This is a genomic window from Lonsdalea quercina subsp. quercina (assembly GCF_000688655.1).
Lineage (GTDB): Bacteria > Pseudomonadota > Gammaproteobacteria > Enterobacterales > Enterobacteriaceae > Lonsdalea > Lonsdalea quercina.
Genome location: NZ_JIBO01000004.1, coordinates 426,609 through 441,738 on the forward strand (window position 1 = coordinate 426,609; position 15,130 = coordinate 441,738).

The window sequence follows — 15,130 nt, forward strand, 5'->3', positions numbered from 1 at the left end:
GTAAGAGATGTCTGGTGAGCAGAGTCTTTAAAAAGAAAGCCTTCCGGTAATACAAAAAGCTGCCTAATCACGAACTTTACAATAGTGCCCTTTTGTTAAATGTAGTTATTGCAGGATAAAAAGTCGATTAGGAACTAACCGTGATATTGTCGATACTTAAAGCGGGGCCGGATATAACAAGGCTTTTTGCCTTGGTTCCCGTAAATGTATGCTCAAACCAACAGCCTACAGTGTTACCACTGCCAGTAATATCTTCCATATAAACCTCTTTGTCCTGGCTGTCATAAAAAGCAAAACGGTTCTTATATCCCTTTCCCATTTGTACTCCAGCTTTAAAATAATTAAATTCAATAGGGAACGTGATTTTATATTTAAGAGCAGTCGCTCCACCATATGCACTAAGGGCCGTCCCCACCAGATAGGGTGCAAGCTCATCATCAACCCCATCAGCTATAACAATCCTGTCCAAGCTGAGATTGGTCAGAGTAGCACCAGAGTTCACCAGTTGTACGGACTGCCATAAATATAATGTAATGTTTTGATTTCCCTCAAAATCCTCGAATATCATGGAGGGTGATATCTTAATGGTATAAATTGATTCTGCGGAGGTTTCAACTACCGCGGACTGAGAACGCGTCACCTGGTACCATACAACTATCTGTTCTCCGTCCGTATCACCTGCCAGGTTATTGTTCAGCATAATCGTCAGCGCCTTACCGGCCTCTGCCGATGTCACCGTATGCTTGGCACTGGTCGTAATACCTGACATGTCCCTCAGCGAAGCCGTCACACTATCCCCCTCTGCCAGGTTTGCCACTTCTGGGATGACTATCGAGATGCCACCTGTTAAAGATGCCGGGTCAATAGTCATCGCCGTGTTATCCGCTTCAGCCACTGTGGGAGCAGGCAAGACTACTTCCCCCCCTTTAAATGTTGCCGTCACCGAATTGTAAACGGCAATATTTTCAGCGAGATAAGCGGTTAATTTCGATTGGCCGGCGGTCGTACTGGTGAAGGGCAGAGAGGCCCGCCCGTTGCTGTCTGTTGTAATCTTCGCCGTATTTTCCCCGCTAATAAAGACAGCACCATTTGTCAGCGTAAGGGAAACTGATGCTCCGGAAACTGGAACAGTTCCGCTGAGCGTCTGGAGCTCAACTTGGTTCTGGTCCTCGCCGTCAGCTTTGGCGTCATCAATTGTCAGCAGAAGATTTATGGTATCGACGGAATTATGCGATGGGGTAAACGTTGCCGCCAGGGAGTTATGAATGGCGGTATCGCTCTGAAGTGCAATCTCAATCACAATGGTTTCTGCCGTAGTGTCAACCAGGCTGGCAGACACTGCGCCGAGGCTATTACTCGAAACCACGATGGATGACAAACCGTTTGAGAAGATTGCTGAACCAGTTGTAATGCTGAAAACAACAGGCTCATTTGATATATAATTTTTACCATTCATTATATCGGCACTGGCACTGATTTTATCAGTGCCATTCGCGACGGCAGTGTTCGGTGTAAGCACGAAATTTGTTATTTCCATTACATAATCTCCGCTATCAATGCATTGACTGAAGTGAATTTGGATATTGTCTGAAAGCCTCTACCTCGGGGCAGTCTGATGCCCGACAACACTGAAAGCGCATTCTTCCAGTATCAGAATGACTAAAATACCAATGAAAGCCGGTTAATGGAGCCTGATGAGCCGGGCAGAAACGGTTCAATACTGACCTTGGTTCAAAATCAGTGCAGTCATAAACTAGAGATCTTCGTCTTTCTGAAGACTTCGAATGAATTCAGCCGGAATCATGTCATTTGATGATGAATGCGTTCTCTCAAGATTGTATTTCCTGCGCCAGGGGGCGAGTCTGTCCTGCGCATCGCCCAGTAACAGGAATCAGGAATGTTCAGACATTCATCCCCCAGACTACTGTTAAATGACTCGATAAACGGATTATCTGTCGGTTTCCAGGGTGGGAGAAGTCCATGATGACATCCTCCTCGCCCGTCCAAGGTCACCGACACGCTGTGAGCAGAACGACGCAATAACCGCGTACCGAGGTGCGCTTCGGGCCGCGCCAGTGCTTTTCCTGCCGCAGACCGTGTCGACCAATGGCCTTGCCTGCGGGCGCAAAACTTCCCGCCTCAACAATCGCGACGAATGTACGCAGGGTATTAAGCTCAATACCACCGCCAGGATGATCGTTATTGATGAATATGCGGACACTCTTTGTCGAACTCTTTCCCCGAATTGTTCAATCGAAGTACCAGCGTAGAAAATAATTCACCGGGAGACCAATTAAATCTTACTTATTAACGCGTAAAATGCTTTAGAGGTATGGATTCAGGCCGCTGCGCCCGTACTACTAAAAATGAAGGGCGAGAGTGATAAGAGCTGGCCAGATGCTCTGGCAGATGATGTCGACGGACTCGACAGCCTCTTCCTGCGCCTGAAGACGTCTCGTTCGTCCCTATTGATTTAGGCGGCGAGCCTAACCATGACGGTAACGCCCGACAACGTAATTGAAGGGGCTGTTTTACATACATGGGGGCGGCTACGTCCATGGGGGAACAACAGCCTACCGGGGACGGGCAGGGAACTATGCCAAACTTCTCCGGGCGACCGTCTTTGTACCGGACTATCGACCGGCGCCCGAGTCTCCTTTCCCCATTCCTATCGATGATACTTTTCTTGCCTATCGCTCTCTGTTGGAGAGCGGCGTATCCCCGCAAACGTTGGTTATTGCCGGGTATGCCGCTGGGGGAGCGATGGTGGTGACGATCATGCGAGAAGCCAAAGAGGCCAATATCGCGCTTCCTGCCGCCGCGGTGGCAATGTCGACCTGGGCAGACCTGACCCATAGCGGAGACGCGGCGAAAGTCATAAATGGTATTGATCCTTTGTGCAGTGCCGAATTCCTCAACCAGCTGGCAGGCATTTTTCTTGCCGGGGATCTACCTATCCATCCTGATGCCTCGCCGAATTTTGCGGATGTCAGGGGGCTTGCGCCTACGTTGATTCAAATTGGTGAAAACGAGGTCATGCTGAGCGGTGCCACACGACTGGCGGCTCATCTCGGCGACAGTCGCGTAAGGACGTCGCTTGAAATCTGGCCTGGCATGTTCCACGTCTGGCCGCTGTTTGCGGGACTTCTGCTCGAGGCCGATCAGGCCCTGCGGAACGCGGTTCGATTTCTGGATGATGCACTGTCATCGTCTCCTCATGAGATACGATAACGTGGTAAGCCATGTATAAAGTGAAGTCATTGGATCGTCAGTGACGCCTCTTTATTGATTCGGTAGAGATGTATTCAAGGTATGCGCCCTGTAACACAGGGCGCTTCCTATCATGATTATGGTCCTGCAACTCTCATTGCCGCACTTATCTCTTTTCGAGCTATCACAAGGCCTCGATAGTTTTTTACACCGTTATTTCCTATCTTTTTGGGGGCCAAAAGCTCCTTTTTTTATAGGGGTTTTTGGGGCGGTCTCGTTTAGCAGTGCGGATAAATTTCCTGCTGTTTGGGCGACATATTCTGTCAGCAGTTCGAAGTGGCTTCCCGGTGTAATGACGCTTTTCACCAGATTGGGCCATTCATTAGCCCATTGCGTTGGGTGTGCGGAAGCAGGGTAATCCGCAGCCTGGAGCATAAATGTCGGGGTTTTCAAGTGAGCGGGCGTCCATTGAAGGCCGAATAGTTCGAGATACCAAGACATCGCCATCATCGCATTGTCCTCGCCTGTCCAGAATTCGCCTTTTGCTGCGAACCAAGTTTTAAGCACATCCCCCATCGCATCCTCGCTCATGGCCGAGGGCGGGAAGCTGTCAATTAACACGACGGATTTGGCCGGTCGACCTCGAGCTTCTAACTGATGAGCTGTTGCATGGGCGACAAGCCCGCCTGTTGAGAAGCCGACCAGAGTAAATTCACGCCCTTCCGAGCCTCGTTCCACCGCCGTCGCTAGCGCGGCTGCCGCTGCATAGTCGGTTGCCGGTAGGGGAGATGTATCGTATCCGGGCAAAGGTATGGTCAACAGACTGTATCGATCGCACAACGCTGAGTTCAAGCGCTGGTAGGTTAAGTTAGCGGCGGCCGGGATAAATGAGTTCAGGCAGATTAGCAGCGGTTTCTCTCGTTCGCGTCCCAGCCACACCCCCTCTGGGGCATATTGGTTATGCTCCAGATGTGAGAAATGCTTACGCAGTCGCGCAGCGCCTGCCAGTACACTCAGCCCATCATTCGTCATGCCTTGTTCCACGGCTTTTCGCAGAAGTTGAAACAACCCTCCTTTGGTTTTCTGCTGTTCGATATGGGGTTCTTCTGAAGGATCCTGCATGCTCTTGAACACCAAGCTAAGTAAGAATTGGGCCAATGCTTGTGGGGTTGAATGCTCAAAAATCGCGGTGGCTGGGAGACGAACCCCTAGCGCAAGTGACAGGCGACTGCCCATTTCCACCGAGGTAAGAGAGTCAAATCCAAGAGAGATGAATTCCTCGTTGCTTCTTATGGACTTCGGTTCGGGATGATTCAGTACTTCTCCCGCGGATTGAATAATCACGTTAAGCAAATAAGGGAGTCTTTCTTTCTCTGGCATTTCAGCGAGCTGCAGTGAGGGCGCTGGGGCGCTCTGGGATGCAGAACGACGTGGAAGCACCTCCGTGAGAAGTGAGGGAGCGTGTTGATCGCGTAGCGCTTCCAGATTCAAGCGTGCCGGTATCAGCAACGGTGCGTGTTCGACGACTTCCGTGCCGACAACGGTATCCAGGAATGCTAATCCTTGCGTACGTGAAAGCGGATTTTGACCGGTGTCGATAATACGTTGGATATCGTCGCTGCCGAGTTGTTCGCCCATTTCCGAGCGTTCGGCCCACATTCCCCAAGCCATTGCCGATGCAGGCAAGCCGAGGTGGCGCCGGTAATGCGCGAGGGCATCCAGAAAAGCGTTGGCGGCGGCGTAGTTACCCTGTGCCTTTTGCGGAAGAATGCTGACGGCGGAAGAGTAGAGCACAAATGCTGAAAGATCGTAATTCAGCGAGAGCTGGTGTAGGTTCCATGCAGAAACGGCTTTTGATTGTAAAACGTTGTCGACTTGCTCAGCCGTCATGCTGTCCAGCAATGAGGNGTCCACGGTGCCTGCCGTGTGGATAATCGCCGTCAGTGGATGCGCTTCAGGTATCGCGTTCAGCAACGATTCCACCGCCTGAGGGTCGGCAACATTGCAAGCGATGAACGTAGCTTGCGCGCCAAGCTCGGCGAGTTCTTCACGTAATGCATCGGCTCCCGGAGCCTCTATTCCGCGCCGGCTCACCAGTAGTAGATGGCGAACACCGTGGCACTCAACCAAGTGTCTGGCGGCAGTCCTGCCCAGTGCGCCTGTACCGCCTGTGATCAACACGGTGCCCCCAGGCTTGAGGTTGCGGCATAACTTTTCCTGCTGGTCGGTGCCGTCATGAGCGGAAAGATCACCGTCGCCAGCCGCTTTTACCAACCGTGGTGCGAGTATTCTCCCAGCGCGCAACGCGAGTTGCAATGTATGGGGAAGCGCATGAATAGCCATGCTTATCAATGACCATGATGCGTTTTCAATATCATCAATATCAAGCAGGAAGAAGCGGCCAGGATATTCAAGCTGTGCCGTGCGGACTAAGCCCCAAATAGGAGATTGCGCTAGATTGGGGACACTCTCATCTTCACGAGTCGCTACCGCGTTTTGCGTCACTACAATGAGAGGCGTGTTGGTCGTTCGTACATCGTTAAGCCATGTTTGCAGGGTGCTGAGCACAAGGTGTGTTGGATTATGGTCGATATAGGTATCGTCATTGTCAGCGTTGGGTACGATAAACATCGCGACATGTTCCGGCTCGGGAGCGAAGCACGCCAATGCATGATCTATATCCGTATAGACGATGAGGGATGAGTCTTCCTTCGTTATGTCAGATAACCAGGGCTGCAACGTATCCTGCTGAGTAATCCACAGCGGTTTGATTGAGGTAGGAGACGCAATCGGTTCGACCTCGCGCCAAAGCAGACGATAAAAAGTTGGACGCACTGCTGAGTGAGTCTGCTGTGCACTGGATGATTTCAAGACCATGGAGTCAACGACAGCGACAGCATTCCCGGTATCATCAGCGAGTCGTAATGAATATTCACGGTAACCTAAAGCGCTGGACGTTGAGGGCTTACGCACCAAGTGTCCTCTCAGGCGGTGTACGTTCTTGGCATAGGTCCGTAGCCCACTCAGGAAAAAAAGTAGACGGGGCTGATTGTTATCCGTTTCTACGTTCAGCTTTTCGATTAATGCCGCCTGCATACCCGCGTCTAATATGGTGGGATGCAGGATGAAATCCTCTCCCTGTTCGCCTTGGATCGGGGGGAGCGTCGCTTCGACATACAAACTGTCGTTATATTCCCAGACGTGGGTCAGCTGTTGGAAAGATTCACCGAGCACGACGCCTTTTTCGGCAAGTTGTTCATACAGTGGGCTAAAATCAACCGGTTCGGCATTTGAGGGGGGCCAGTTTGGCGAATGTAAATCCGGCCATTCAGGCGTTGCCGTGTTATCCGGCACGAGATGACATGTCGCATAGCGTTGCCACACCGGCGTCAGCTCAGCGGGCTGTGTGGGATCGGGAATATAGAAATAGGCTTCGGCCTGGCGTGCTCCACTTGCATCCAGTTCGCCGATTCGCAATTGGATGTGAGCGGGGGCTTGTTTCTCCAGCGGTAAAATGGTGTGCAGAGAAAGTTCGTCCATGCGCTGGCAACCGATCAGTTCCCCGACGAATAACATGAGTTCAGCCGTCACGGTGCCGGCGACGGCGGCGACATTGCCAACCACATGTTCCAACAACCACGGTTGCTTCGCCGCATCTAGTTTTCCGGTGAAAATCCAGCCTTGCTGATTGGCGAGACTGATACCTGCGTGTAGGAACGGATGGTTAACGGTGAAGAGTCCACCGTCGAATGTCGGCCGTCTTTCTGGGGCTTGTAACCAATAGCGGCGCCGCTGGAATGGATAAGNGGGCAGCGCAGCGGGCGGCGCTGGGGGAAGCAATTTCGTCCAGTCCAACGGTTGTCCCTGCGCGTACAGTTGCGCTAATGCGGCGAAAAAGGGACGCGATTCATCCCGTTCCTTCCTTAAGGAGGCAACCCAAACTATGCCGGGCAGGCCATGGGAATCTGTGGCGGTAGCGGCTCGCCCCAATGCCGTGAGCACACCGTCAGGGCCGACTTCCAGCGAGACGACGGTGTTATGCATTTGTAGCCATTGGATGGCGGCGTCGAAACGTACCGCGCTGCGGGCTTGATTTGCCCAATATTCAGCGGAGCAGGCTTGTTCATTGGAAAGCAGCGTGCCGGTCACCGTGGAGACGATTGGAATAGCGGGAGTATGAAACGCCAGTGTTGAGAGTGTGCGCTGTAACTCGCTAGTCATGCTATCGATGTGGGGAGAATGAAACGCATGGCTGGTTTTTAATCGGTGAGTACGGCAACCGCGATCGCGCCACTGTTCAGCGATGCTCAGTACAATATTCGTATCGCCGGATATGACGACGGAGGATTGCGTATTTACCGCAGCAACGGCGACGCTGTCTTCATATCCCTCCAGTGACGTTAAGATTTCCGCTTCACTGACCTCAATCGCCACCATTGCGCCGTCGGCGGTAATGGATTGCATCAGTTTCCCCCGGGTGGCAACAAAAGTTGCGGCATCAGACAGATTGAAGACTCCGGCGATATGGGCGGCGGCGATCTCGCCGATGGAGTGACCGACCATCACATCGGGAAGCACGCCGAGATGCATGACCGTCCGGCATAAGGCGACCTCGAAAGCGAAAAGAGCCGCTTGGGTAAAATCGGTTCTGTTCAGCAGCGCGGCGTCTGTGGTGTCCTTTTCTGCAAACATGACGGTTTTCAGTGGTTGCGGCAGCAAGGGATCGATGTGCTGACAGACTTCGTCGAGCGTTTGGGCGAACACGGGCGACAGACGGTACAATCCTTGCCCCATCGTTGGCCACTGGGCACCTTGTCCGGTAAAAACAAACGCGGCGTTGCCCGACCGGGAGCGGACACCTTGAATGACGCCAGGAGCGTAACGGTTATCGGCGAGTCCCTCGAGAGCGTCGAGTATGCCGTCGCGGTCGTCTGCAGTGACTACGGCGCGGTAATCAAAATGAGTACGGTGGGTGGCTAACGAGTAAGCTACCGCACTGAGGTCAGAGACTTTTTCCCGACTAATCCACGATTGTAATTGCCTGGCCTGTGCGCATAGTCCACTGGGTGACGCCGCTGACAACGGTAGTGAGATGCCAGGAACCGGGAACGTCTTTTCGGTCGCTGCGGGTTTTTCCGAAGACGAGATAAGAGGCGCTTCTTCCAAAATGAGATGCGCATTGGTCCCCGAAAAGCCAAATGCCGAAATGGCTGCACGTTTTGGACGTCCGCTATCAGGCCAATTTATCGCAGCATCAAGCAATTTTATGTCGCCGCGTGACCAGTCGATTTTGGAAGATGGTGTCTCAGCATGTAACGTTTTGGGGAGTTGCTCATTTTGAAGAGCCATGACCATTTTTATGACACTGGCGACGCCAGCGGCGAGTTGCACGTGACCAATATTGGATTTTAACGATCCCAGCCACAGCGGTTTATCCTCGGTCCGATGTTTACCGTAAGTATTAAGCAGCGCATGGGCTTCTATGGGATCGCCGAGCGAAGTGCCTGTGCCGTGAGCTTCGACGACATCGATATCGGAAAAAGTCAGCTCTGCGTTATTCAGCGCTTGGCGAATGACCTGTTCCTGCGCGGAGCTGCTAGGCGCGGTCAGCCCGTTGCTAGCGCCATCCTGGTTGATCGCGCTCCCGCGGATCACGGCTAAAACGGTATGATTTGATTTTANCGCATCAGACAGCCTTTCCAGCAAAATGAGGCCTGCCCCTTCGGAAAAGCCAGTTCCATCCGCTGCGTCGGAGAAGGCTTTGCACCTTCCATCTGCGGCGAGTCCGCCCTGACGCGTGAATTCGGCGAACACATCTGGCGAAGCCATAATGGTCGCACCGCCGGCGATGGCAAGTGAACACTCTCTGTTTCTTAGGGAACTGATGGCTTGATGAATGGCCGTAAGAGAGGAGGAACAGGCTGTATCCAATGTGACTGCCGGACCGTTTAATCCTAGCACGTAAGCAATACGTCCTGAACTAATGCTGCTTAGGCTGCCCTGTAAGCGATAGCCGTCGGTGGCGGGATTACGCCGTTCAATATCACTGATATAGCCATTGTGAGTTGTGCCGATAAAGACGCCCGTTTGGCTGTTCTTTAGTGTCGCGGGAACAATACTTGCGCGCTCCAGAATTTCCCAACTGATTTCGAGTAATATTCGCTGCTGGGGATCCATCGCCAGAGCTTCACGATCAGATATTTTAAAGAAACTGGCGTCAAATCCGACTGCGTCAGCCAGAAATCCTCCCCGCCAGGTTTTCGCGATGGCCATAAGGTCTGGCGTCTGTGCAAATATTGCATCAATGTCCCATCCCCGATCGATGGGGAAGGGGCCTATGGTTTCTTTTCCATCAGATAATTGTTGCCACAGCTGTTCAGGGGAGTGGATGCCGCCAGGGAGGCGACAGCCCATAGAAATGATGGCAATGGGTTCATGCGCAATCTGGGTTAAATACTGATTCTGCTGCTTCAACTGTTTGTTAAGCAAAAGACTTTGACGTAATGCATCAACAAGACGCGNTTCTGTAGTGTCTTCGCCGGTTCCTGCCGGATCGATATTCTTCCTAATGCTGTTGTCAGCTCTGTGCATCATGACATTTCTTCCTTGGTTGATATGGCGTTAGACAATTCAGACTTAGAACCCGACTAGGGGGACTGAAGACGTTTCCGTATTTGTTCATCAGCGCTGCGGCATTATCAGCCATCCAGCACCGCGCAGATGAGAACAGGGCGTGGCAGAAAGAAGCTCACGAGAATGTCATTGGCTTTCTTTCGCGCTTGCATTGCGCGATAACGGATTAGGCTGTTTATTGGTCAACCTTGTGTTGATACGATCATGTGTTTCTTGGCGTGGTTTTTGAGTTGTTCATATTGATTTGTTAACTTACGCCTGCTGATTTTTCCCATCGTCGCTAGCGCGATGTCCTGAACGAAAATATATTCTGAGGGCCGTTTATAGTGGGCAATATGATGAGATAAAAATTCTGATAAATTTTCTGTGCTAGGGACGTTATCTGATGCTGTTTGAACCAATGCAATAATACGTTCACCTGAAAAAGTATCGGGAATACTAAAGGCGATGGCTGCGGCAATATCTTGATGTTGAATAAGCGCTTGCTCAATCTCTATCGGGTAAACAGGGTAGCCTTCAATTTTTATTTGCTCTTTTTTTCTGCCAATAAAAATCAAATGACCATCAGGTGCTTGTTGAACAATATCGCCTGTTGCGATCCATCGGTCGGATGGGAATAGGTCGACATCATGTCCATTCCAAATACCTAATACTTTTGCCGGGGTGAGAATAAAGAGTTCCCCTTCCTCTGATGAGGTGCTTTCGATTCTGAATTTAACGGAGGGAAGGGCGAAGCCAATAGATGGCTCGTTGAGTGTACAAAGATCGTGATGATACATCACTGGTCCGCCTAGTTCCGTTTGGCCATACGAGCTTTGTAATCGAGAATCAAATCATGCAAGAAAGTGTTGGCTGAGTTCGGTCCCACATACGTCGCCACCGACAACGCAAACGGTGTCACTAAGGTTAAGTGGAGAATGTTGTTTTTTCGCTGTGTTGATAACTGCCTGATAATTCGACGGTGTTCCCGCTATCCATGCGATATTTTTCTTTTTTAATAGCTCGACAAACTCATTGATGTTGGATTCCGGAAGCAATAATACCGTATAGCCTTTTTGAATCGCGGCTAGCGTAATCAGTATGCTCCATGGACTAATTAAGTTCACCAGGCTAATAATCACGATTCTTTGGTTGTCTGAGTTTTTAATCGTGGGATTGATTGTCGCCTGGGTTAAATTAAGTGCATTGACTAATGTTTGTTGTGAATAAACTATCCCTTTGGGCTGCCCTGTCGTACCAGATGTATAAAATATGGATGCAATTTCGTCAGGAAGTCGGTCGTCAGTATCCCGGGGTTCTGCGTTTGAAACGACGTTATCCCAAGAGCGAGTGTGATGATTTTCATCGTTATGATTGAGGTTAATAATCCATTTCTTTTCAATGGTCGGGCATAAATCAATCTCTTTACCCATTTCATTAAATCGAGCGGCATCGCCAATATAGAGGCGGGAAGCACTATNTTGTATCAATTTTTTTGCTTCACTAGCCGATAGTTTTAAATTAAGAGGAACGAAAACAGCGCCAATTTTTAAGCAAGCGTAATAGATGGCGAGTAGCTCAACCTTGTTATCCATATGGATAGAAACACGATCACCTTTTTCTATTCCTTCTCGCTGCAAACCCGCTGCTAATTTTTCACTTAAAGCCAACAATTCGCTCAAGGTTACGTTTTGGTTATGTAGTATTACCGCGATACCGGTGGGGTGCAAAGTGGCGATTTTCTTAAAATATGAAAAGGCGGCCATAATATATGTCCTATGGTTATCCTAAAACGATGAGGAAAACAGTTTTTGAATTGGTGATGCTAAAAGCGTTTGTTACTTTATAAATGAGGATATTTTAATGATAAAAAGGAAAATAATCATATTGATTATTACTTTTCTCTATGATTGTTTTTATCTTGTGATGAAGGAACAGTCCCATCGATTAAACGATGATTTAATGCTTAATGATACATGATGTTAGTTATTTTTATGCTTGATCTATCTGATGGTATTTCGAGTTTATTTTGATGGTTTTATTGTTCAAGTATGCTTTGCTGAGTTTAAATGAAAAGTGAGATAGGCGGGTGGTGTAATATTTTACGATTAAAGCGAAAGTCAAGCAGCCATGATTTTTATCGGTAATTTCATCCTTATAGGATGACAACTGTAAATAAAGTATATAGGTATATTAATAATGCCTATAGACATACCAAAATTTATCTTTGCTAATAAAACTAAATTTTGAAGTGTGAGTGATTCCAGTCTTTTACGAATTCGAGAAGAATAAATCAAAACGCATCGGAAAAGATTTTTAGGCCAACCCAGTATGGCAGAGACGACTGGCGACGTTTCTGTCGGGCTAATAACCTTGCGCCGAACATGAGCTGGCGTGGCAACTGCTGGGATAATGCCGTAGCAGAGTCGTTCTTCAGTTCGCTGAAAAAAAAAGCGTATCAGAAAGCGTATATATGAAACCCGCTATCTGGCCCGCGCCGATATCTTCGATTACATTGACGTGTTCTACAACCGAGCCCGGCGTCACAGCCACCTGGGGGGCATCAGCCCGGAGGCCTTCGAACAGGCCTCGCCGTGAGGACAGAATGTGTCTACCGTGGCGGGGTCAGTCCAAACGAACAAAAGACAGCTAGAAGCAGTGGCATGTGGCCTATCCACTTAGGCAGTTTGTAACGTTTAGCTTGCATAACGCAGTGCTGATCTCAACGTGCAAAAATTTTTTTGCACCCTTGAATATCGCAGCGAGACGAACACCCCGCTGCCACGCCCGTTCTTCTTTAGTCTGATGCATCTTCATTCTCCTGATTGAGCGAGTCTTCTCCCGACTATCGCGGAACTCCTGAATGGTGGCTAACTCTCATGCCAGCTGAAGCTCGTTCTGAAAATAAGGCCGTTTAGCCTTCCTTTCATATCTGCATTTATTACGTAAAGGTTAATAACGCTAAATCAGTGCCGTCTCACGGTTAGTTGTTTTACGACGCTGGACGTCTTGACTACTGATTAGGTTGCTGTTGATTTTTTTTGATGTAAATCAATCGATTTTCAGGATTTTCTTGTGTGCAGGCATATCTTGCTATCCGTTTGGTACTTGTTTAATAACGGTGAGCAATTATTGTGGCCCTCCAGTTAGAGCTTGTTCGGGAGTACGTCATTTGGCATCAGCTGGTCTCTGTCTGCATTGCGCCCGGACTGCCGCAACTTCACAGCACAAGGACTTGTTATGTCTTCGTTTCAGAATGAAATACCAAAAGCACGCGTTAATTTAAAGCTGGATTTACATACAGGTGGCGCGCAGAAGAAAACCGAACTGCCTCTCAAGCTCCTGGCCGTGGGTGACTTCAGCAATGGTCAGGAAAACCGTCCGCTGTCTGAACGCGGGAAGGTGAATGTGGATAAAAACAATTTCAACAGTGTTCTGGCTGAGTTCTCCCCTTCCGTTAACCTGGCGGTAGAAAATACCCTGGCAGGGGACGGNAGCGAGGAAAACGTGGCTCTGACCTTCCGGGACATGAAGGATTTTGAACCAGAACAGGTTGCCCGCCAAATCCCGCAACTGAAAGCCATGCTTGCGATGCGAAATCTTCTGCGCGACCTAAAATCCAATCTTCTTGATAACCAGGCCTTCCGCAAAGAGCTGGAAAAAATACTGCTTGACCCGGCACTCAGCAATGAACTGCGCACTGAACTCTCCTCACTGGCACCGAAAGACGCCTGAAGATAACCCGGACTCATACGGAATCATGCTCATGTCTATAAAAAAAGAAAATGCTGTCGGAGGCGAAAGCGTTGTGCTTGAGTGCCCGACTGAAAGTGGTGTGTACGCTTCTCTGTTTGAAAAAATCAATCTGAACCCGGTCTCTTCCCTGAGTGCGCTGGATAGCTGGCAGGACGCGCAGGCGATGTCGGATGCGACCGCGGATGAACGTATAACTGCTGGGATGCAGGTATTTCTGGAGTGCCTGACCAAAGCAGGCTCAAAGGTTGAAAAACTCGACAAAAACCTGATTGACCATCACATCGCAGCGCTGGACTACCAGATTAGTCGTCAGCTTGATGCCGTCATGCACCATGAGGACTTTCAGGCAGTAGAAAGCCTGTGGCGCGGCGTGAAATCGCTGGTCGACAAAACCGATTTCCGCCAGAACGTGAAAGTTGAACTGCTGGATATGTCCAAAGAAGACCTGCGTCAGGACTTCGAAGACAGCCCGGAAATCATTCAGAGTGGACTGTATAAACACACATACATTGATGAGTATGATACACCGGGTGGCGAGCCTATTGCCGCGCTGATTTCCGCCTACGAGTTTGATGCGTCTGCGCAGGATGTCGCCCTGCTGCGCAACATTTCTAAAGTCTCTGCCGCAGCCCATATGCCGTTTATCGGCTCTGCCGGCCCTAAATTCTTCCTGAAAGACAGCATGGAGGATGTGGCGGCTATTAAGGATATCGGTAACTACTTTGACCGTGCTGAATACATCAAATGGAAGTCCTTCCGCGAGACGGAAGATTCCCGCTATATCGGTCTGGTGATGCCGCGTGTGCTGGGGCGCCTGCCGTATGGTCCGGACACTGTGCCCGTACGCAGCTTCAACTACGTGGAAGAAGTGAAAGGCCCTGATCACGACAAATACCTGTGGACCAACGCCTCGTTTGCCTTCGCATCCAACATGGTTCGCAGCTTCATCAACAACGGCTGGTGTGTACAAATTCGTGGCCCGCAGGCCGGAGGCGCTGTGCAGGATCTGCCTATTCATCTGTACGATCTGGGCACCGGCAATCAGGTGAAGATCCCGTCAGAAGTGATGATCCCGGAAACCCGTGAATTCGAGTTTGCAAATCTGGGCTTCATTCCCCTGTCCTATTATAAGAACCGCGATTACAGCTGCTTCTTTTCGGCTAACTCAACCCAGAAACCGGCGCTGTATGACACCGCAGATGCGACAGCCAACAGCCGCATCAATGCGCGTCTCCCATATATTTTCCTGCTGTCGCGTATTGCCCACTACCTGAAGCTTATTCAGCGCGAAAATATCGGCACCACCAAAGACCGTCGTCTGCTGGAGCTTGAGCTGAACACCTGGGTGCGTGGTCTGGTGACGGAAATGACCGACCCGGGCGACGAACTGCAGGCCTCCCACCCGCTGCGCGACGCCAAAGTGGTAGTGGAAGACCTTGAAGACAACCCGGGCTTCTTCCGCGTGAAGCTGTACGCCATCCCGCNCTTCCAGGTGGAAGGGATGGACGTCAACCTGTCGCTGGTTTCCCAGATGCCGAAGGCGAAATCATAA

7 protein-coding genes and 2 pseudogenes are annotated in these 15,130 nt (G+C 50.2%); 4 read left to right on the top strand and 5 right to left on the bottom strand.

What is annotated here, in order from left to right:
• Positions 1–127: 127 nt before the first annotated feature.
• Together RZ35_RS04730 and RZ35_RS18265 are read right to left on the bottom strand one after the other, a co-directional pair.
• The gene (locus tag RZ35_RS04730; RefSeq protein ID WP_026742264.1) at positions 128–1,537 is read right to left on the bottom strand and encodes an Ig-like domain-containing protein; all 1,410 of its coding nucleotides are present in this window, start codon (positions 1,535–1,537) and stop codon (positions 128–130) included.
• A 216-nt stretch (positions 1,538–1,753) separates the two neighbouring features.
• A pseudogene (locus RZ35_RS18265) lies at positions 1,754–2,006 on the bottom strand (integrase core domain-containing protein); the annotation flags it as partial.
• Between the two features lie 511 nt (positions 2,007–2,517).
• Between RZ35_RS18265 and RZ35_RS04735 the strand changes: the two are divergent.
• The gene (locus RZ35_RS04735; protein WP_235195082.1) at positions 2,518–3,231 is read left to right on the top strand and encodes an alpha/beta hydrolase fold domain-containing protein; all 714 of its coding nucleotides are present in this window, start codon (positions 2,518–2,520) and stop codon (positions 3,229–3,231) included.
• 192 nt (positions 3,232–3,423) lie between these two features.
• Here RZ35_RS04735 and RZ35_RS04740 read toward each other — a convergent pair whose 3' ends face one another.
• The 3 genes from RZ35_RS04740 to RZ35_RS04745 form a co-directional block, all read right to left on the bottom strand.
• On the bottom strand, positions 3,424–9,804 hold the full coding sequence (locus RZ35_RS04740; protein WP_026742265.1) for a type I polyketide synthase: 6,381 nt from the start codon (positions 9,802–9,804) through the stop codon (positions 3,424–3,426).
• 221 nt (positions 9,805–10,025) lie between these two features.
• Positions 10,026–10,622, bottom strand: a complete 597-nt coding sequence (locus tag RZ35_RS18515) for an AMP-binding enzyme (protein ID WP_327062218.1) — start codon at positions 10,620–10,622, stop codon at positions 10,026–10,028.
• 54 nt (positions 10,623–10,676) lie between these two features.
• Positions 10,677–11,588: a class I adenylate-forming enzyme family protein gene (locus tag RZ35_RS04745; protein WP_327062219.1), complete on the bottom strand. Its 912-nt coding sequence runs from the start codon at positions 11,586–11,588 to the stop codon at positions 10,677–10,679.
• A 558-nt stretch (positions 11,589–12,146) separates the two neighbouring features.
• Between RZ35_RS04745 and RZ35_RS17170 the strand changes: the two are divergent.
• The 3 genes and pseudogenes from RZ35_RS17170 to tssC all read left to right on the top strand — a co-directional run.
• Positions 12,147–12,420 (top strand): annotated as a pseudogene (locus RZ35_RS17170) (IS3 family transposase); the annotation flags it as partial.
• Between the two features lie 642 nt (positions 12,421–13,062).
• The gene (gene tssB, locus RZ35_RS04750; RefSeq protein WP_026742266.1) at positions 13,063–13,557 is read left to right on the top strand and encodes a type VI secretion system contractile sheath small subunit; all 495 of its coding nucleotides are present in this window, start codon (positions 13,063–13,065) and stop codon (positions 13,555–13,557) included.
• Positions 13,558–13,582: 25 nt separating this feature from the next.
• Positions 13,583–15,130: a type VI secretion system contractile sheath large subunit gene (gene tssC, locus RZ35_RS04755; protein WP_026742267.1), complete on the top strand. Its 1,548-nt coding sequence runs from the start codon at positions 13,583–13,585 to the stop codon at positions 15,128–15,130.